21 protein-coding genes are annotated in these 18,135 nt (G+C 64.0%); 11 read left to right on the forward strand and 10 right to left on the reverse strand.

The window, feature by feature from the left end:
• Nucleotides 1-4: 4 nt before the first annotated feature.
• From AC13C2_RS11765 to AC13C2_RS11800, 8 genes are all read right to left on the reverse strand, one after another.
• Nucleotides 5-622 carry an urease accessory protein UreF gene (locus AC13C2_RS11765; protein ID WP_482886912.1) on the reverse strand — a complete coding sequence of 206 codons (618 nt, stop codon included), beginning with the start codon at nt 620-622 and terminating at the stop codon, nt 5-7.
• Complete coding sequence (locus tag AC13C2_RS11770) at nt 612-1,046, reverse strand: urease accessory protein UreE (protein WP_482886913.1); 435 nt, start codon at nt 1,044-1,046, stop codon at nt 612-614. Before AC13C2_RS11770 ends, AC13C2_RS11765 begins: the two co-directional genes overlap by 11 nt.
• A gap of 115 nt (nt 1,047-1,161) precedes the next feature.
• Entirely contained in the window at nt 1,162-2,871 is a 1,710-nt protein-coding gene (gene ureC, locus AC13C2_RS11775) for an urease subunit alpha (RefSeq protein WP_482886914.1), read from the reverse strand.
• 290 nt (nt 2,872-3,161) lie between these two features.
• Complete coding sequence (locus AC13C2_RS11780) at nt 3,162-3,575, reverse strand: lysozyme inhibitor LprI family protein (protein ID WP_245737579.1); 414 nt, start codon at nt 3,573-3,575, stop codon at nt 3,162-3,164.
• On the reverse strand, nt 3,572-3,862 hold the full coding sequence (locus AC13C2_RS11785; RefSeq protein ID WP_092762840.1) for a hypothetical protein: 291 nt from the start codon (nt 3,860-3,862) through the stop codon (nt 3,572-3,574). Before AC13C2_RS11785 ends, AC13C2_RS11780 begins: the two co-directional genes overlap by 4 nt.
• On the reverse strand, nt 3,859-4,167 hold the full coding sequence (locus AC13C2_RS11790; protein WP_339646869.1) for an urease subunit beta: 309 nt from the start codon (nt 4,165-4,167) through the stop codon (nt 3,859-3,861). Before AC13C2_RS11790 ends, AC13C2_RS11785 begins: the two co-directional genes overlap by 4 nt.
• Before the next feature lie 5 nt (nt 4,168-4,172).
• The gene (locus AC13C2_RS11795) at nt 4,173-4,493 is read right to left on the reverse strand and encodes an urease subunit gamma (protein WP_092762842.1); all 321 of its coding nucleotides are present in this window, start codon (nt 4,491-4,493) and stop codon (nt 4,173-4,175) included.
• Entirely contained in the window at nt 4,490-5,296 is an 807-nt protein-coding gene (locus AC13C2_RS11800; RefSeq protein ID WP_482886915.1) for an urease accessory protein UreD, read from the reverse strand. Before AC13C2_RS11800 ends, AC13C2_RS11795 begins: the two co-directional genes overlap by 4 nt.
• 54 nt (nt 5,297-5,350) lie before the next feature.
• Between AC13C2_RS11800 and pyrC the strand changes: the two genes are divergently transcribed.
• The 6 genes from pyrC to AC13C2_RS11830 all read left to right on the forward strand — a co-directional run bounded on the left by pyrC (nt 5,351) and on the right by AC13C2_RS11830 (nt 11,372).
• Entirely contained in the window at nt 5,351-6,370 is a 1,020-nt protein-coding gene (gene pyrC / locus AC13C2_RS11805) for a dihydroorotase (RefSeq protein ID WP_482886916.1), read from the forward strand.
• Nucleotides 6,371-6,434: 64 nt separating this feature from the next.
• Entirely contained in the window at nt 6,435-7,112 is a 678-nt protein-coding gene (locus tag AC13C2_RS11810) for an orotate phosphoribosyltransferase (RefSeq protein ID WP_482886917.1), read from the forward strand.
• A gap of 104 nt (nt 7,113-7,216) precedes the next feature.
• Nucleotides 7,217-7,672: a hypothetical protein gene (locus AC13C2_RS11815; protein WP_092762851.1), complete on the forward strand. Its 456-nt coding sequence runs from the start codon at nt 7,217-7,219 to the stop codon at nt 7,670-7,672.
• Nucleotides 7,673-7,800: 128 nt separating this feature from the next.
• On the forward strand, nt 7,801-9,294 hold the full coding sequence (locus AC13C2_RS11820) for a replicative DNA helicase (protein WP_339646847.1): 1,494 nt from the start codon (nt 7,801-7,803) through the stop codon (nt 9,292-9,294).
• Between the two features lie 46 nt (nt 9,295-9,340).
• Nucleotides 9,341-10,387 carry an alanine racemase gene (alr, locus tag AC13C2_RS11825; RefSeq protein ID WP_092763334.1) on the forward strand — a complete coding sequence of 349 codons (1,047 nt, stop codon included), beginning with the start codon at nt 9,341-9,343 and terminating at the stop codon, nt 10,385-10,387.
• 199 nt (nt 10,388-10,586) lie between these two features.
• Nucleotides 10,587-11,372 (forward strand): DNA repair protein, encoded by a 786-nt coding sequence (locus tag AC13C2_RS11830; protein ID WP_482886918.1) that lies wholly within the window; start codon nt 10,587-10,589, stop codon nt 11,370-11,372.
• Between the two features lie 72 nt (nt 11,373-11,444).
• Here the strand turns inward: AC13C2_RS11830 and AC13C2_RS11835 are convergent, their stop codons facing one another.
• Nucleotides 11,445-12,461: an autotransporter outer membrane beta-barrel domain-containing protein gene (locus AC13C2_RS11835; RefSeq protein WP_482886919.1), complete on the reverse strand. Its 1,017-nt coding sequence runs from the start codon at nt 12,459-12,461 to the stop codon at nt 11,445-11,447.
• Between the two features lie 218 nt (nt 12,462-12,679).
• Between AC13C2_RS11835 and radA the strand changes: the two genes are divergently transcribed.
• From radA to AC13C2_RS11855, 4 genes are all read left to right on the forward strand, one after another.
• A complete protein-coding gene (gene radA, locus AC13C2_RS11840; protein ID WP_482886920.1) occupies nt 12,680-14,047 on the forward strand; it encodes a DNA repair protein RadA in 1,368 nt (455 codons plus the stop codon).
• A gap of 30 nt (nt 14,048-14,077) precedes the next feature.
• On the forward strand, nt 14,078-14,668 hold the full coding sequence (locus tag AC13C2_RS11845) for a CvpA family protein (protein ID WP_482886921.1): 591 nt from the start codon (nt 14,078-14,080) through the stop codon (nt 14,666-14,668).
• A gap of 84 nt (nt 14,669-14,752) precedes the next feature.
• Nucleotides 14,753-16,231, forward strand: a complete 1,479-nt coding sequence (gene purF / locus AC13C2_RS11850) for an amidophosphoribosyltransferase (RefSeq protein ID WP_474521663.1) — start codon at nt 14,753-14,755, stop codon at nt 16,229-16,231.
• 56 nt (nt 16,232-16,287) lie between these two features.
• Nucleotides 16,288-16,701 carry a DUF1284 domain-containing protein gene (locus AC13C2_RS11855; RefSeq protein WP_474521662.1) on the forward strand — a complete coding sequence of 138 codons (414 nt, stop codon included), beginning with the start codon at nt 16,288-16,290 and terminating at the stop codon, nt 16,699-16,701.
• Between the two features lie 54 nt (nt 16,702-16,755).
• Here the strand turns inward: AC13C2_RS11855 and AC13C2_RS11860 are convergent, their stop codons facing one another.
• Nucleotides 16,756-17,331 carry a biotin transporter BioY gene (locus AC13C2_RS11860; protein WP_482886922.1) on the reverse strand — a complete coding sequence of 192 codons (576 nt, stop codon included), beginning with the start codon at nt 17,329-17,331 and terminating at the stop codon, nt 16,756-16,758.
• 126 nt (nt 17,332-17,457) lie between these two features.
• Between AC13C2_RS11860 and AC13C2_RS11865 the strand changes: the two genes are divergently transcribed.
• Entirely contained in the window at nt 17,458-18,129 is a 672-nt protein-coding gene (locus AC13C2_RS11865; protein ID WP_339643102.1) for an SDR family NAD(P)-dependent oxidoreductase, read from the forward strand.
• Nucleotides 18,130-18,135: the final 6 nt, after the last annotated feature.

The raw sequence follows: 18,135 nt of genomic DNA on the forward strand, positions 1-18,135 counted from the left end.
GTCTTCATGTCCGAAAGATCCTCGGTTGCAGCGACTCATGCGCCATCGCGTCCAGCTCGGCCAGCACCGCCGCAGACCCCGGTGGGTCAATCTCATCGCGCGCCGCCGTCACGGCGACATCGGCATGCAGGCCACGCAACACGGTCTGCGCCGTGCTCTGGCCAAGCGGCAGGAACCGCGCGGCAGCCGACACCATCTGGCCCGCGAAGCCTTGCAGAAACAACAGCGCGACGACGCCCGCGTCCATTCCCCGCGCCCGCACGCCCAAAGCTACGGGCAGCGGCAAATCGTCCAGTGGCATATCGCCCATCGCGGTGGTCACGTCGCAGAAGGCCGCACCCTGGTCGCGCGCCTCCTGCCAGCGTTCGGGACTGCCCGCGCGGGCGCGCAGGATCGCGGTCAGATGGGCCGGGTCGTCGCCAGCCATGCTGCGGCGGATGGCCCAGACATCCAGCGGGCCGGTCCCGTGGGTCAGAACGGCGCGAACCCAGGCCGTCAGGCTGGTCGCGTCGGTCACGTGGCCCCCGGCCATCGCCGTCTCCAGCCCGTGCGAATAGGCATAGCCCGACACCGGGAACGCGGGCGACAGCCACTGCGTCAGGCGCAAAAGGTCAGTGGTCATGGGGATCATGGCCAAACGTGCGCCCGTGACCGTAAGCTCCGCCTTCGGGATGGAAGGGCCGTGTGTCCGCCGTAACCTGCGCCCCAAGCCCCTCCAGCATCGCGCGCAACACGTGATCGTCGCGGATTACCAGCGTGTCACCGTCGATCTGACAGGGCGTGTGCCGATTGCCGATATGCCACGCCAGACTGGGCAGATTTCCCTTGATAACAAGAACAGGCTCCGCCGCCGCCTCCAGCGCGATCTCGGTCCCGTCATCCAGACGCAGGCCCGCGTGATGCGACAGGTCGGTCAATTCAGGGAGGTCTAGCATCACCGCCATCCCCCGCTCGGTCATCAGCCGTTTACGACGCACGAGCCGCGCGTCGTAGTCGAGCCGGATCGTGTCGGTGGGGGTGTGGAGGTGGGACAGGAGTGTCGTCACAGAAATCCCCCCCTCCATGCTCTCGCCCGGCGAAACCTGCCGGGCACTACCCGTTCGCCCCGACCCGCGGATGGGCGCGGTCGCCAGCAAATCCACTCTCTCGTCATCGCGGACCTCAAAACAGGAAATACCGCTGCGCCATCGGCAGCACCTCCGCCGGCTCGCAGGTCAGCAGTTCGCCGTCGGCGCGCACCTCATAGGTCTCCGGGTCCACCTCGATCTCGGGCAGCGCATCATTCAAAACCATATCCCGCTTGCCGATGCCGCGCGTCCCCTTCACCGCGACCAGCTCCTTCGCCAGCCCCAACTGCCCACCGACGCCCGCATCAATCGACGCCTGCGAGGCGAAGATCACCGCACCGCGTTCGACACTGCGCCCGTAACTGCCCCACATGGGCCGCGAATAGACAGGCTGCGGTGTCGGGATCGAGGCATTGGGGTCGCCCATCTGGGCCACGGCGATGGTGCCGCCGACCAGCACCATTTCAGGCTTCACGCCAAAGAATGCGGGGTTCCACAGGACCAGATCGGCGCGCTTGCCGACCTCGACCGAGCCGATTTCGTGGCCGATGCCATGCGCAATCGCCGGATTGATGGTGTATTTCGCGATATATCGCCGGACGCGCAGGTTGTCGTTGTCGCCCGTCTCGCCCTCCAGTCGTCCGCGCTGGCGCTTCATCTTGTCGGCGGTCTGCCACGTGCGAATGGCGACTTCTCCGACGCGGCCCATTGCCTGCGAATCCGATGCGATGATGCTCATCGCACCCATGTCGTGCAGAATATCCTCGGCGGCGATGGTTTCGCGGCGGATGCGCGACTCGGCGAAGGCCACATCCTCGGGGATCGACTTGTCGAGGTGGTGGCACACCATCAGCATGTCGAGGTGTTCCTCCAGCGTGTTCACAGTATAGGGCCGCGTCGGATTGGTGGATGACGGGATGATATGGCTCAACCCGCAGACCTTGATGATATCGGGTGCATGGCCCCCGCCCGCGCCTTCGGTATGAAAGGCATGGATCGTGCGGCCCCTTATGGCGGCGATGGTGTTCTCGACGAACCCGCTCTCGTTCAACGTATCGGTGTGGATCATCACCTGCACGTCCATATCGTCGGCCACGCTCAGGCAGGTGTCGATGGCGGCGGGGGTCGTGCCCCAGTCTTCGTGCAGCTTCAGGGCGCAGGCCCCGGCGCGCACCATTTCCTCAAGTGGCGCAGCACGCGATGCATTGCCCTTGCCCGACAACGCCAGGTTCACCGGGAACGCATCGAAACTCTGCATCATACGTCCGATATGCCACGATCCCGGTGTGCAGGTCGTGGCCAGTGTGCCGTGCGCCGGTCCGGTGCCGCCGCCCAGCATCGTGGTCATGCCGGAATGAAGCGCATCCTCGATCTGCTGCGGGCAGATGAAGTGGATATGGCAGTCGAAGCCCCCGGCGGTCAGGATGCGACCTTCGCCCGCGATGGCCTCGCTTCCAGGTCCGATAACGATATCGACGCCCGGCTGCGTATCCGGATTGCCCGCCTTGCCGATGGCCACGATACGCCCGTCGCGCAGGCCAACGTCGGCCTTCACGATGCCGGTGTGATCGACGATCAGGGCATTGGTGATGACGGTATCGACCGCCCCTTCTGCGCGCGTGCGTTGCGATTGGCCCATGCCGTCGCGGATCACCTTGCCGCCGCCGAATTTGACCTCCTCGCCATAAATGGTCAGATCGCGTTCGACTTCGATGAACAACTCGGTATCGGCCAGACGGATGCGATCGCCGGTCGTGGGACCATACATATCGGCATAGGCACGGCGGGAAATCGTTGCGGGCATCGGGTCTCCTGTCGGTAGACGACAGATGTCCCGCCGCCCCTGCCGCTTGTCAAACCGGGACGGCGCTAGGGCTATGCGCAAATCACATCCTGCCTAAATTCAGGGCACTGTGCGCAGCAGACTGCCGAAAAATATATCAACCGGACCGCCGGTCCCATCCCATCGGCAGTGATGCGACCGGCCACGCGATCAACCGGCGCGCAGGAATGGGCTGAATGGATGGAAACTGCACATCCGGGCGCGGGTCATGTCATGGACCGCACCTGTCACCTGCATGGTCCGCACAGGGATCACAGGTCAGAGGCGAAGGTCCGAAGTTCCTCGGTGCGCTCGACAGTCCTGCGGGCAAGGCAGATCGTCCCGACGACCGGCGCGTCAGTCCCGTCACGAAAAATCACGGCCTCGGCCTCGCAGGCGCTGTTGCGGAAGGCGATCCAGTCGCGCTGCGACTGACGCAGCGCCTCCTCCAGCGTGATCGGCCCGCTCTGGTCCAGCACCGCCACCTCCTGGTCGAAGACCTGGGCGCGGGCAATCGCCAGGCGGTAGACCTGGTTGAGTTCGGCATCCGCCTCCTCGTAGGCCTGACTGGCGCAGAACCTGTATTCCGGTGCCGTCAGATCGCTGGCCATGCAGTCGATCTGCGGCGCGATCTGGGCCGCGACCGGAGCGGCCAGAACAAGCAGGATCGCGATCAGGGTCTTCACGGCGATTTCCATTTCACCAGACGCCGCGAATTTGCCCGTGTCGTCCGCCCGATGGGTGTCAGCGCGACCCCATAGGCCTGTGCCGCCGATTTGCCCGCCATCAGCGCACCCATCGCGGCGCGACCCGATTCCATGAAAGCGGTCTGCTTTTCGGTCACCATCCGCTTCATTTCTCCGGCATCCGACGAGATTACCCCTGCCATGCCCAGCATCCGTATGTTGATCACACTGGAGGCCTCGACCAGCATCTGCGCGGTCCGCATCTGCAGGCGGAACAATTCCATCATCCGAGATCTCCCATTATCTTGCCATTGAAGCCGAACACCCGGCGATCTCCGGACAGCGGCACGAGTGTAACGCGCCGGGACTGTCCGGGTTCAAAACGAATTGCGGTGCCTGCGGCGATATTCAGCCGCTGGCCCCGCGCCGCGTCCCGGTCAAAGTCGAGCGCGGGGTTGGTTTCGGCGAAATGATAATGGCTGCCGACCTGCACCGGGCGGTCACCGGTGTTGGAGACTTCGATCGTCGTGACCTCTGCCCCATCGTTCAGGGTGATATCACCGGGCGCGGTCAGGATCTCGCCGGGAACCAGACCACTCATTCCGCCGCCTCCGCCACGCGGATCGGATGATGCACGGTGACCAGTTTGGTGCCGTCGGGAAACGTCGCCTCGACCTGCACATCGTGGATCATGGCGGGAATACCCTCCATGCACTGATCGGCGGTAATCACATGTGCGCCCGCCTGCATCAGATCGGCCACCGACCGACCGTCCCGCGCGCCTTCCACCACGAAATCGGTGATCAGGGCGATCGCTTCGGGGTGGTTCAGCCTGACGCCGCGCGCCAGCCTGCCGCGCGCCACCATCGCGGCCATGCTGACCAGCAGCTTGTCCTTTTCACGGGGGGTCAGGTTCATGTCGTCACCTCGCACTGCCAGACGCGTGGCATCGGTCTGCCGCGCAACGTCAAGATGGCCGAGACAAGCGCCCGACGCAACGGGGCCGGATGCCGCGACAGGAAGCGCGCGACCAGCCGTCCGTCCCAGGCGCTGGCATGAGCGGTCACGTCCTGAACGGACAGAACGGCGCGCAGCGGTCCGAGTGCATCCGACACCGCCGGGCCGGCCATCACCAGCGTGGCCATCGCGCGGGCACCGCCCAGACAGGCCGGATCATTCAGCATATCCGGTCCCAGCGTCAGATGTTCGATATGCAACGGCACGCCGTCTCGCGTGATCCTCCGCAAATCGTGCAATCGCGCCGCACGCAGCGTCTCGCCATGCGCTTCGCGGCCCAGAACCACCGTGTCGACACCCAGAAACGTGGCATCGCCCGCCATCTCGACCTGCGTGATACGCGACAGGTCGCAGCCTTCGAATGCGATGATCTCCTGCGGCAACCAATCCAGATGCGCGCCCGCGCCCAGCTTCAGTGTCGTGACAACGCGACCGGGGCCGTCTGTCGCGCGATATGCCCTTTCTGCCGTCTGTGTCCCCGCCGTCGCCCGCGCGCCCGATCCAAGCGTCAGCATATAATCCAGCCGGTCCCCCGATGTAATCCCTCCCGCCGTGTTCAGGAACACCACCTCCGGCTCGGGCGCATCGGTGCGCGGCAGGATCGCCTTGGCCGACCCGGCCTGCCGCAGATCGCGCAGCCCGTGGCGGCCAAGGGTGACATGCGCCTCGCCACGGACACGCTGCATAAGGGAAGTATCAGGCATCCGCGCACCCTGACCCTCTGGCCAAGGCGGCGCAAGGGGACTAGTCCGGGGCATATGAACAGCCTCACGATCCGCCGTCCCGATGACTGGCACCTGCATCTGCGCGATGGCGACATGCTGCGCGCCGTCGCCCCAGAAAGCCGCCATTTCGGGCGCGCGATCATCATGCCCAATCTGGTGCCGCCCGTCGTTACCGGCGCACAGGCCGCATCGTATCGGGATCGCGTAATCGCCGCCGGGTTCGCGCGCCCCCTGATGACGCTGTATCTGACCGAAACGACCGACCCGACGGACGTCGTGCAGGCCCACGCCGACGGCATCATCACCGCGGTGAAGCTTTACCCGGCGGGGGCCACGACGAACTCGGCCTCCGGTGTATCGAATTTCGAAAACGTGCGTGACGTGCTGACGGCGATGGAGGCGGCGGGCGTGCCGCTCTGCCTGCACGGCGAAGTCACCGATGCGAGCATTGACATCTTCGACCGCGAAGCCCGCTTTCTGGACCGCGTGCTGACACCCCTGCGCGCCGCGCATCCGGACCTGAAACTGACGCTGGAACATGTCACCACGTCCGAGGCCGTTGACTGGGTCCGCGCTCATCCCGGCGTCGGTGCCACGATCACGGTTCAGCACCTGATGGCGAACCGCAACGACATGCTGGCCGGGGGGATGCGCCCGCATTTCTACTGCCTTCCGATCCTGAAACGCGGCACGCACCAGACAGCGCTGCGTCAGGCCGCGACCTCGGGCGAGGCACAGTTTTTCCTCGGCACCGACAGTGCCCCGCACCCGACCCACGCCAAGGAATCGGCCTGCTGTTCCGCCGGGTGCTTCACCGCAACGCACGCCCTGCCCCTGCTGGCGCATGTGTTCGAGGAGGAGGATGCGCTGGACCGGTTGGAGGGCTTCGTCTCGCTTCACGGACCCGCGCATTACGGGCTTCCGGTCAATGACGACACGATCACGCTTTCAAAGGGCAGCCATTTGGATTTCCCTGCCAGGATCGAGGCTTACGGTCAGTCCGTCACCCTGTTCGACCCCGGCCATCCGATCCACTGGCATGTCGTCGATTAATCAAACTTAAACGCCTGTTACTAAATCGTTATTTCCCTGCGGGGAACAGCCCCCGGAGACCCGCATGATCCCGACAACCTTCCCGCCATCTGCCGAAATCGCCCGCCTGACTGCCCGCGCCTTGCTGGAGGTCGAAGCCGTTCACTTCAATTCGCGCGAGCCATTTACACTTGCCTCCGGCCTGCCCAGCCCGACCTACATCGACTGCCGCAAGCTGATCTCCTACCCGCGCCTGCGCGCCACGCTGATGGATTTTCTGGCCGTCACGGTGATGCGCGACGCGGGGTTCGAGGCTTTCGACAATGTCGCGGGTGGCGAAACCGCCGGCATCCCCTTTGCAGCTTTCATCGCAGAACGCCTCGCCCTGCCGATGACCTATGTGCGCAAGAAGCCCAAGGGATATGGCCGCAATGCCCGCATCGAGGGGCTGATGACCGAAGGCCAGCGCGTCCTGCTGATCGAGGACATGACTACTGATGGCGGCAGCAAATTGTCCTTCGTCGACGCGATCCGCGAAACCGGGGCGACCTGTGCCCATACCGGCGTCATCTTCAGCTATGGCATCTTCCCCGAAATCACCAAGACGCTGGGTGACCATGGTGTGACGCTGCATGCGCTGGCAACATGGTGGGATGTTCTGGCCGAGGCGCGCGCGCAAGGCAGCTTCGATGCCGAAACGCTGGCCGGGGTCGAAAACTTCCTGAACGATCCGCGCAGGTGGCAGGAAAAGCACAAGAAGTGACGCCGCGGGCCGGTTTCACCACCAAGCTTGACGCCTTTGCAAAAACCCGGTCCCACTGAACAAGTGACCCTGAATCTTCTCCGCCTGCCTTCGGGAGTATCGAGATGATGCGCGTTCTTCTGCTTCTGCCATTGCTTACCGCCTGCGGTGCTTTTGTCGTAACGCCCGAGACCGCGCGCGACGAAGCGCGGCGCATAAACGCGCTGGACACCGCCACGCTCTGGCGGGTTCAGGCATCGACACGGGATATGGTCGAGCTGTCGCAGGTCGAGGCGGAGCTGGGCAGCCGGGATCAGTTCTCGTCCAGCATCGGCTATCTGGGCCGCCGGACACTGGCGCAGGCCGCGCGCGGGCGCTATCGCCGCCCGTCACAGGACGACCCGGCCCTCGACGGGGTCAACTGCGACGACTTTCTGACCGATGCCGCCGCGCAGGTGGAGTTCATGGGCTCCGGCGGGCCACGCAACGACCGCCACAAGCTGGACGACGACGGCGACGGGCTGGCCTGCAACTGGATCGACGATTTGCGTCAGTCCGTGGCTCGGGCGACGCAAAGCTGATTTCCGTTCGTTTTATTTCAGCACTTTACAAGACGACATTCACACCGCCCCCGCTTTCCACAGGCGACCCCCGTTGTCGTATAGTCCCCCTTGGCCTAGGGTGACGGCGAGGTCGCAGGGGCAGAACAATGAACGAGATTGCAAGGGTGGACTCAGGCGTTCCAGCCAGGATCGAGATTTCCGGCGATGCGACGTTGCCGCATAACATCGAAGCCGAACAACAGCTTCTGGGCGCGTTGCTGACCGACAACGATCTGTATGACCGGGCTGCATCGGTCATCCGGTCCGAGCATTTCTACGACCCGGTTCACGCCCGAATCTATGACATCTGCGCCGCGCGCATCCAGAAAAACGCGCTGGCCTCGCCGGTCACGCTCAAGCCGTTTCTGGAGGAGGACGAAGGTCTGCGCGCCCTTGGCGGGCCGTCCTATCTGGTAACGCTGGCTGCATCGGCCATCGCGGCCTATGCGGTGCGCGATTATGCCCAGATGATCTATGACCTCGCTATCCGGCGCGAGTTGATCGCATTGGGCCGGGACATCAGCGCGCAGGCAAACGACGTGACAGTCGAACGGGAACCCGCCGATCAGATCGTCGAAGCCGAAGCGAAGCTTTATGCCCTGGCCGAGCAGGGCCGGTCCGAAAGCGGTTTCCAGTCTTTTCTGTCGGCCATCAAACAGGCCGTCGACGTGGCCAATGCCGCCTATCAGCGTGATGGCGGGCTTGCGGGCATTTCGACCGGTCTGGTCGATATGGACAAGAAGCTGGGGGGCCTGCACCGCTCGGACCTTCTGATCCTTGCCGGGCGCCCGTCGATGGGCAAGACCTCGCTGGCCACGAACATCGCGTTCAACGTCGCCAAGGCCTACAAACGCGGCACCACCTATGACGGGCGCGACGGCGCGGTCGAAGGCGGCGTCGTGGGGTTCTATTCGCTGGAGATGTCCGCCGAGCAGCTGGCGGCGCGGGTCCTGTCCGAGGCCTCCGAGGTGCCATCCGAGCAGATCCGTCGGGGCGACATGACCGAGGCCGAGTTCCGCCGCTTCGTCGAGGCCGCGAAAGCGCTGGAATCCTGCCCGCTTTATATCGACGACACGCCCGCCCTGCCCATCGCGCAGCTGGCCGCGCGGGCGCGGCGGCAAAAGCGGACGCATGGGCTGGACCTGCTGATCATCGACTATCTGCAACTGGTCACGGCACCGGGCAAGGGCGACAACCGCGTCAACGAAGTGTCGGCGATTACCCAGGGTCTCAAGGCCATCGCCAAGGAACTGGATATCCCCGTCATTGCCCTGTCGCAGCTCTCGCGTCAGGTCGAATCGCGCGAAGACAAGCGTCCGCAACTGTCCGACCTGCGGGAATCGGGTTCGATCGAGCAGGATGCGGACGTCGTGATGTTCGTCTACCGCGATGAATATTATAAAGAACGCGAAAAACCGGGCGATCACCAACTGGACAAGATGGCCGAATGGCAGGCCACGATGGAAGCCGTGCACGGCAAGGCGGAAGTCATCATCGGCAAGCAAAGGCATGGTCCGATCGGCACGGTGGAATTGAGCTTCGAAGGGCGGTTCACCCGCTTCGGCAACCTTGTGAAACCATGGCAGGACGGCAATCGGTGATCGGGACCGCTTGACGGCGACGTCAGGCCTGACCATCACGCCGCATATGCCCACCGGAATCCTACATATCGACCTCGAAGCCATCGCCGCCAACTGGCGCGCGCTGGATGCCCTGTCGTCCTACGATTGCGAAACGGCGGCAACCGTCAAGGCGGATGCCTATGGCCTTGGCGTCACGCAGGTCGCGCCCCGTCTGTTCGCGGAAGGCTGCCGCGCGTTCTTCGTGGCCACAGCTGATGAGGGGCTGGAACTGCGCCGTGCGTTGGGACCGGAGCCGCGGATCTATGCGTATTACGGCCATATGACCGGAGATACGGCGACCTTGGCGCGCGCTGACGTTGTGCCGCTGATCTGTTCGCTGGAGCAGTTGATGCGCCATCTGGAGGCGTTGCCGCGTCATCCCTTCGGGCTGCAACTTGATACGGGCATGAACCGTCTGGGCCTGAAGATGGAGGAATGGGCGGCCGTCGCCGAACTTGCGCTGCGGGCCGAACCGGTTCTGGTGACAACGCATCTGGCCTCGTCCGACGTGCCGGATGCGGCACAGAACACCGATCAGCTGGCCCGGTTTCACGAAATGACCGATGGCATTTCGGTGCCGCGCAGTCTTGCGGCGACAGGTGGCATCCTGCTGGGCGGTGAGTATCATTTCGACATGACACGACCGGGCATCGGCCTGTTCGGCGGCCTGCCCTTCGCCAAGGCGGACCCGGTGGTCGCACTGGATCTGCCGGTCATATCCTGCTTCGACATCGCTGCGGGCGAGGCGGTGGGATACAGCGCGACCTGGACCGCGCGCGCACCTTCGCGCATTGCGACGGTCGGTGGAGGCTATGCCGACGGGTTGCTGCGCAGCCTGTCACAGGGGATGGAGGTGATGGTCGGCCCGGTGCCCTGTAATGTCGTGGGGCGTGTGTCGATGGATCTGCTGACCGTGGATATCAGTCATCTGGACCGCGACCCCGAGTCGGTTCGCGTTTTGGACGCGCACCGGGGCGTCGACACCTTGGCCGCCTCGGCGGGAACGATCGGCTATGAAGTGCTGACGTCGATGGGGCGGCGATACAAGCGCCAGTATCGCGGCGGCCAGTAACGCGGCAGATTGTCCTGATCTGCGCAAAGGCAACGGCAACGCGATGCCGGTTTGCTACAATCCTGTAACAGTCACAGCGAAAGGTTTCGCCAAACGGAACTTTTCAAGAATTGGTTGCATTGGTAACGCAAGTGTCTGCTATAGTTTGAATCGAGCAGCCAAAAACCCGATCATCACCGCCAAACAAGGGTTCGGCTACATGAATAACATATCGCCTCCGGTCGCCGTCGCGACAAGCTTTCTGCAGCAGGTGAGCACTTTCTTGCTTGTCCTTATCGCCCTGAGTCTGACCGGCCTCACCGTCGCTTCACTCATGGGGCTTCTTCCCTGGCTCGACCTGCCGCTGGCCATTGGCGAGACCGAAGTGGCGCAGGCCGGGATGATCGCTCAAATCGGCCTGACAGTGCTTGTGCTGTTGCTGGTCGGTTTCCTGCCCGCCAATTCCCGCGTCCGCCGTCTGGAAGTCACGAACCGTAATTTTCACCTTTCTATGGACGACGTTACGCAGGCCTATGCCATGGTTCATGCAGCCGACCGCGAAGGCACATTCCAGTTGAGCCGCGAATTCGATGCCATGCGCGACCGGATCGAATGGATGCGCGCGCATCCGGATCTGGCGGGGATGGAGCATGATGTCCTTGAGGTCGCGGCCCAGATGTCCGTCGAGAGCCGCGAACTGGCCGAAGTCTATTCCGACGAAAAGGTCGACCGCGCCCGCAGCTTCCTGCGCCAGCGCCAGAAAGAGGTCGAGGATTACCGGCAGCGTATCTCGATGGCGCAGGCAACCGTGCAGGAGATCAAGCGCTGGATGCAGGCCGTGTCGGTCGAGGAGGGTCTGGCCGAGAAACAGCTGGAGCGTCTGCAAATGGATCTGGCCGAGGTGACTGATGCATTGAAACTGACCGGCCATGACAGGCCGAAGAATGTCGTGGGCCTGTCGCGGCGCGATGGCATGGGCGACAAGATGGCGGCCCCGGCGGAATAGGCCCGCCATGCCGAAACGAAAGAGGGACGCGCCTGTGACGGGCGCGTCCCTTTTCTGTTCAGTGTCTTGTGATCAGAACTTCATGTTCAAAGTCAGACCGGCGGCAACGTCCTTGGTGCCGGTGCCCAGACCGCCGACCGACATCGAGGTCCGCAGGCTCAGGCGTTGCGTGATGGCGGCGTTTACGCCCAGTTCGATCCGACCCGCGAAACCGGTGTCATCGTCGAAGCCCGCGACCAGATCGGTATCGCCGTTGCTGTAGTCGTAGTCGGCATGCAGGCCCACGAAGGCGGTGCCCGCGTCGAAAGCCGTGCTCAGACGTGCCCCCACCGAAGCGCGACCGAAACTGGTGGTGTCCTTTCCAGCCCCGGCCAGTGTGCCGCCGGTGCCCTCGGACTCCTCCTCGCCGTAGGACAGCGATGCCATTGGCGACAGGGTCTGGCCGGTCGACAGCGCCATGTCATAGGCCCCGGAAACCGTGGCCGCGATCAGCGTTGTGTCCGCCTGCCCGGTGCCGCCCAGCGACACCTGTTCGAAATCACCACGTCCGTAGATCAGCGAGGCTTCGGTGCGCATCGGGCCGCTGACGTAGGCCGCATAGGGCTGCAGGAACGTCAGGTCGCCCGACAGGTCGAACCCGCCAGCGTCGGAGTTGATCTGATCGTGACCGATGGACAGACCGAGGGCGAGGTTAGGCGTCACATGCACATCACCGCCCAGCTGGAAGCCGGTGGCCGTCTGGCGCAGGTCGTTGCCGTTGACGGCGAAGCCGGTGAACTCGATCCAGGTGTTGACGCCTTTGGACTTGGTGCCGCGGGTCGAAGCAGTGGTGTTGGTTTCAAGCGACAGCCCGCTCTGCGCCTGCGTGGCGGCCACGCCCCCGGCCTGCGCCACCACGCCACGCGTGACGGCCGCGGTGCCCTGGGAGAGGGCGGTGAATTGTGTGGCGGCGGCGGGGCCTTTTGGGAGGGGTGGGAGGATTGGTTCACCACAACCGCTAATGTTGCAGGCCCACGCGGCGTTACCCAACATCGTCGTCGCCACCAGGATCGTGGCACCCGTAATACCGGAAAAAATCGTTCTGCTCATATTTAACACTTTCTTGTCTTGGCCTGTATCAAGCCGTCCGTTGTCGCGCAGTCGCCATGACATGAACGTCACGAAGCTTCGAGTGCCGAAGCGTTCCCCCAAGTCAACTCGTGGATTCGCGTGGCGAAATCGCCACGGACAGTGGCAGAAAGATGACGCGCCGACTTCCCATCCTGCCCCCACTTGCGCCCAACCCGCGCATGGACCAAAAGGCGAACATGGCCAAACCCGTCACCCAGTTCGCCTGCACCGATTGCGGCGCCGTTCATAAAAAATGGATCGGGCGATGCGACGGTTGCGGCGCGTGGAATACCATTCAGGAAGAAGTGCCCCTGTCGCAGGGGCCGTCGAAGAAATCGCTGGGCACGGCCAAGGGCAAGCGCATGGCACTGACCGACCTGTCGTCCGAGGAAGTGCCGCCGCCCCGCACCCTGTCGGGCATGGGGGAGCTGGACCGTGTGCTGGGTGGCGGACTGGTGCCTGCATCCGCGACGCTGGTGGGTGGCGATCCGGGGATCGGCAAGTCGACCCTGCTGTTGCAGGCCGCTGCCGCCTTCGCGAATGCCGGTCACAGCGTCGTATATGTGTCGGGCGAGGAGGCGACCGCGCAGGTTCGCATGCGCGCGCAGCGGTTGGGGCTGGCCGACAGCACCGTCAGACTGGCGTCCGAGACCAATCTGCGCGACGTCCTGACCACGCTGGAAGCCGAGAAGCCCGACCTCTGCATCATCGATTCGATCCAGACGATGTGGGCGGACACGGTGGATTCGGCACCGGGATCGGTTTCTCAGGTGCGCGCCTGCGCGCATGAGCTGACCAGTTTTGCCAAACGGTTCGGCACATCGGTCATTCTGGTCGGCCACGTCACAAAGGACGGTCAGATCGCAGGACCGCGCGTGGTCGAGCATATGGTCGATACGGTGCTGTATTTCGAAGGCGAGCGCGGGCACCAGTTCCGTATCCTGCGCGCCGTCAAAAACCGCTTCGGCCCCGCCGACGAGATCGGCGTATTCGAGATGACGGGCATGGGTCTGGCCGAAGTCGCCAACCCCTCGGCCCTGTTTCTGGGCGACCGGGATGCCCCCGCGCCGGGGTCGGTTGTGTTCGCGGGCATCGAAGGCACGCGACCGGTTCTGGTGGAAATTCAGGCGCTTGTAGCACCCTCACAGTTGAGTCAGCCGCGCCGCGCTGTGGTCGGATGGGACGGCAGCCGCCTGTCGATGGTTCTGGCCGTACTGGAGGCGCGGACCGGGATCAGCTTTCAGGGTCTCGATGTTTACCTGAATGTGGCGGGCGGTATCCGCATCTCGGAACCTGCCGCCGACCTTGCCGTGGCTTGCGCGCTACTGTCCTCGCGGGAGGACGCGGCGATCCCTCCGGAAACCGTCGTCTTTGGCGAGTTGTCGCTTTCCGGCGCACTGCGTCCGGTGGCACAGGCGGAAAATCGGTTGAAAGAGGCGGGTAAACTTGGTTTTACCGCCGCCATGGCACCCAAAGGGTGCAAGACGGGGAATGCATCGGGAATATCGGTGCGCCTTTTGCCGGACCTGATTACCCTTGTGGGTGACGTGTTCGGTGCGGGATAAGCGCCTCAAGCGGGCGACACGAGGGGAAGCATGGACGGATTTACCATCGTGGACGGCGCGGTCGCGGCCGTCATCCTGATCTCTGCGATCCTTGCCTATTCCCGCGGACTGGTGCGTGAAACGATGGCCATCGTCGGCTGGATCGCGGCCGGTTTCCTGGCGTTCACCTTCGCCGGGGCGGCGGAACCGCTGGTGCGCGAAATTCCCTATGTCGGCGAAATGCTCGGTGACAATTGCGAACTGGCCGTTCTGTCGGCTTTCGCGCTGGTCTTCATATTGGCGCTGGTTCTGACGAGTTTCTTCACGCCGCTTCTGTCGGGGGCGATCCGTAATTCCGCCTTCGGTCCGTCCGATCGGGGCCTCGGCTTCCTGTTCGGTGTGCTGCGCGGTGTTCTGCTGGTGGCGGTTGCCTTCATCGTCTATGACCGCGTGACCGTGAGCGAAGGCGTGCCCATGGTCGAGAACAGCCGCTCCGCCGTTGTGTTCAGCCGTGCCAAGTCGGGCATCGAACAGCAAATTCCCGAAGATGCGCCGGGCTGGATCCTGACCCGCTATGAAGCTCTGGTCGGCGAATGCGGCGTGCCCGCCCAATCGGTCGAGGCCGCGGCGGCGGTCAACTGACACGACGATCCGGCCCCACAAGGTGTGAAGGCCGGGTGACATCGCCGCGCGACGGGCTTATGTGACGCGCAATCGCATCGACCCATGCAGGATTCGTTCCCGATGACCGACTGGCGCAGCACTCCTTTCGACGACGACAAGCTCAAGGAAGAATGCGGCGTGTTCGGCGTCGTCGGGGTTAGTTCCGCCGCGAATTTCACTGCACTCGGGTTGCACGCATTGCAGCACCGGGGCCAGGAGGCGGGCGGCATCGTCGTGCACGACCCCGAACAGGGGTTCAACTCGGTCCGCCGCTTTGGCTATGTGCGCGATACCTTCACACAACAGGACGTGATGGACACCCTGCCCGGTCCCATCGGCATCGGGCATGTGCGGTATTCCACCTCCGGGTCCAAGGGCGCGACAGCGATTCGTGATGTGCAGCCGTTCTTCGGCGAATTCGCGATGGGCGGGGCTGCGATCGCGCATAACGGCAACATCACCAATGCCGCCAGCCTGCGCCGAGAGTTGATCGAACGCGGATCGATCTTCCAGTCCAGCAGCGATTCCGAGTGCATCATCCACCTGATGGCCCGGTCGTTGCAGCGCAACATCCCCGAGCGGATGAAAGATGCGCTGCGCCGGGTCGAGGGCGCGTTTTCCATCGTCGCCATGACGCGCACAAAACTGATCGGCGTGCGCGATCCGCTGGGCGTGCGCCCCCTGATGCTTGGGCAAGTGGGCGATGGCTGGGTTCTGGCGTCGGAGACCTGCGCACTGGATATCATCGGCGCGGAATTCCTTCGCGAGGTGGAGCCGGGCGAAATGGTCGTCATCACCGCCGATGGCGTGACGTCGCACCGCCCGTTCGAGCAGAAGAAATCGCGGTTCTGCATATTCGAGCATGTCTATTTCAGCCGCCCCGACAGCATTCTGGGCGGCCAGTCGGTCTATTCCACCCGCGAAGCCATCGGACGCGAACTGGCCAAGGAGGCCCCGGTAGACGCCGATATGGTCTGCCCCGTTCCGGATTCGGGTACACCAGCGGCGATCGGATATTCGCTGGAATCGGGTATCCCCTATGCGATGGGCATCATCCGCAACCAGTACATGGGCCGGACATTCATCGAACCCAGCGAGTCGATCCGGAACATGGGCGTGCGCCTGAAACTGAACGTGAACCGGGCGCTGGTGCGGGGCAAGCGCATCATTCTGGTGGATGACAGCGTTGTGCGGGGCACGACCAGCCGCAAGATCAAGGAAATGATACTGGATGCCGGGGCGGCGGAGGTTCACTTCCGCATCGCCTCGCCGCCGACGGCCTGGCCCTGTTTTTATGGCGTCGACACGCCGCAGCGCGAAAAGCTGCTGGCCGCGACCATGACCGCCGAGGAAATGCGCACCCATCTGGGTGTCGACAGCCTCAAGTTCATTTCGCTCGACGGGTTGTACCGCGCGGTCGGGGAAAAGAACGGGCGCGATCCGGCCAGCCCGCAATATTGCGACGCATGCTTCTCGGGCGATTATCCGGTCGAGCCGTCCGATCAGGTCGAGAACGGATTTCAGTTGAAGGCTGCCGAATAAGAAGTGTGGCGCGGCAAAACTTGTGTCGTGCGCTCATTTGGCAGACACAGGCGTCCATGACAGTCCGATTGCGACCTCACCACGTTCTTTGCTCTCTCGGATTCGAGGGCAAAGGCTATGACAGCGCCTTCATCGCGAATATGGCGAACATCGTCTTTGGCCAGCTCATGGCACCGGGGGGAGAGAAGGCCCAGGTTCACATCACCTTGGAGGCCGATTCGTTTTGCGCGCCCTGCCCCCACCGGATCGGACTGGGATGCGCATCGCAGCATGATATCGCCCGATTGGACGCGGCCCATTCCCAGGCACTGGACCTGAGGGCCGGCGACACATTGTCATGGGGCGAATGCGTCGAACGGGTCCGGGCGCGCATTACGCCCGATGACCTCGATGATATCTGCGAGGGCTGCCAGTGGCTGCCGTTGGGTATGTGCAAAACAGCCGTCGCCGAATTGCTGGCCCAGACGTAAAACGCCGCCCCGAACGGGACGGCGTGCGGTTTTGCGAACCAGTTTTGCAGTGGATCAGGCGTTACGGCGCAACGCGGCAAAGCCCCCCGACACCAGCAGCGCGGCCAGCACCGCCTTGACCGCATCGCCCAGCAGGAACTTGGCGGCAAAGGCATCGAACAGCGCCGGGAAGGCCAGATCGGCACCCCAGACCTGCACGCCCAGCATTTCGGCCACGCCCATCGGCCAGGCCAGACCGGGGATATACAGAAGCGCGGAGGCCAACAGGCCGATCCCCGCCATCGCGGCCAGACCGCGTTCGCTGGCCAGACCGGCAAGGAATGCCATGCCGATGAAACCGATCAGGAAGCCCGCTGTCGGACCGAAGAAGGCCGCACCGTTCATGGCGTTGGCGAAAACCGGTGCGCCGAGCGCCCCTTCCAGCAACCAGGCAAGGACTGTCAACGCGCCCAGACGGGCACCATAGGCGAAGCCGATCGACAGGACGGCAAAGGTCGTCATCGTCATCGGCACCGGGTAGAACGGAACCGCCACCTGACTGGCCAGCGCCAGAACAACCGTCCCGCCCAGCACGAGGGCTGCCTGTTTCATCACGGTCATGCGGCCAAGGGCCATTGCGGTCAGTGTCATGTCGTTCTCCATTCGGATGCATGCTGTGGTGTATCTTTTCCGCGTCCGCCGCGCGGGTGTCAACTTGAACCCGCGCACAGGACTGCCGACTTGATCCCGCGCGCGGGACATGGCACCGGGGCGGTCATGAGTGATTATCCCCCCCTTGCCCTTGTCACGGGTGCCTCTCGCGGCCTTGGCGCGGCCATCGCCGAACATCTGGCAGCGCGGGGTTGCCACGTCATCGCCGTCGCCCGCACACAGGGTGCACTGGAAGAGCTGGACGACCGCATTCAGGCGGCGGGTGGCGCGACCACGCTGGCCCCGATGGATGTGACGAAAGCGGATGCGATGCAGCATCTGTGTCGCGGCATCCACGACCGCTGGGGCGCTTTGCCGCTGTGGGTGCATACCGCTGTCCACGTGCCTCCGCTGTCGCCCGCCGACATGGCCGACGAAAGGGACTTCGCCAAATCGCTGGCCACCAATGTGACGGCTTTGCAGCGGCTGATCCCATATGTGTCGCCGCTGTTGCAGGCCGCGGCGCGCGACAGGGGGAAGGCGCGCGCGGTGTTCTTCGACGATGATCGCCCGGTCAAGTTCGCCGGGGCCTATCTGGCGACCAAGGCCGCGCAGCGTGCCCTGATCGCTGCATGGCAGGCGGAGGCGACAACCGAAGCCGCACCCGATGTGCATCTGATGACGCCCCGCCCGATGCCGACCGCCGTCCGCGCCCGGTTCCATCCCGGCGAGGACCGCGCGGCCCTGAGCGATACCCGGTCCGAGGCGGCGCGGCTGATGGGCGAGATCGGGCTTTAGTCCGGC

It is taken from the genome of Jannaschia sp. L-14R (genome assembly GCF_056857695.1).

What these genes read in the sequence shown, in the direction of transcription:
- pyrC (WP_482886916.1), top strand. Translation starts at nt 5,351, where the DNA reads ATGAACAGCCTCACGATCCGCCGTCCCGATGACTGGCACCTGCATCTG.
- radA (WP_482886920.1), top strand. Translation starts at nt 12,680, where the DNA reads ATGGCCAAACCCGTCACCCAGTTCGCCTGCACCGATTGCGGCGCCGTT.
- AC13C2_RS11815 (WP_092762851.1), top strand. Translation starts at nt 7,217, where the DNA reads ATGATGCGCGTTCTTCTGCTTCTGCCATTGCTTACCGCCTGCGGTGCT.
- AC13C2_RS11765 (WP_482886912.1), bottom strand. Translation starts at nt 622, where the DNA reads ATGACCACTGACCTTTTGCGCCTGACGCAGTGGCTGTCGCCCGCGTTC.
- AC13C2_RS11830 (WP_482886918.1), top strand. Translation starts at nt 10,587, where the DNA reads ATGAATAACATATCGCCTCCGGTCGCCGTCGCGACAAGCTTTCTGCAG.
- AC13C2_RS11810 (WP_482886917.1), top strand. Translation starts at nt 6,435, where the DNA reads ATGATCCCGACAACCTTCCCGCCATCTGCCGAAATCGCCCGCCTGACT.
- AC13C2_RS11860 (WP_482886922.1), bottom strand. Translation starts at nt 17,331, where the DNA reads ATGACACTGACCGCAATGGCCCTTGGCCGCATGACCGTGATGAAACAG.
- alr (WP_092763334.1), top strand. Translation starts at nt 9,341, where the DNA reads ATGCCCACCGGAATCCTACATATCGACCTCGAAGCCATCGCCGCCAAC.
- AC13C2_RS11835 (WP_482886919.1), bottom strand. Translation starts at nt 12,461, where the DNA reads ATGAGCAGAACGATTTTTTCCGGTATTACGGGTGCCACGATCCTGGTG.
- AC13C2_RS11845 (WP_482886921.1), top strand. Translation starts at nt 14,078, where the DNA reads ATGGACGGATTTACCATCGTGGACGGCGCGGTCGCGGCCGTCATCCTG.
- AC13C2_RS11820 (WP_339646847.1), top strand. Translation starts at nt 7,801, where the DNA reads ATGAACGAGATTGCAAGGGTGGACTCAGGCGTTCCAGCCAGGATCGAG.
- AC13C2_RS11865 (WP_339643102.1), top strand. Translation starts at nt 17,458, where the DNA reads ATGAGTGATTATCCCCCCCTTGCCCTTGTCACGGGTGCCTCTCGCGGC.
- AC13C2_RS11785 (WP_092762840.1), bottom strand. Translation starts at nt 3,862, where the DNA reads ATGATGGAATTGTTCCGCCTGCAGATGCGGACCGCGCAGATGCTGGTC.
- AC13C2_RS11800 (WP_482886915.1), bottom strand. Translation starts at nt 5,296, where the DNA reads ATGCCTGATACTTCCCTTATGCAGCGTGTCCGTGGCGAGGCGCATGTC.
- AC13C2_RS11795 (WP_092762842.1), bottom strand. Translation starts at nt 4,493, where the DNA reads ATGAACCTGACCCCCCGTGAAAAGGACAAGCTGCTGGTCAGCATGGCC.
- AC13C2_RS11855 (WP_474521662.1), top strand. Translation starts at nt 16,288, where the DNA reads ATGACAGTCCGATTGCGACCTCACCACGTTCTTTGCTCTCTCGGATTC.
- ureC (WP_482886914.1), bottom strand. Translation starts at nt 2,871, where the DNA reads ATGCCCGCAACGATTTCCCGCCGTGCCTATGCCGATATGTATGGTCCC.
- purF (WP_474521663.1), top strand. Translation starts at nt 14,753, where the DNA reads ATGCAGGATTCGTTCCCGATGACCGACTGGCGCAGCACTCCTTTCGAC.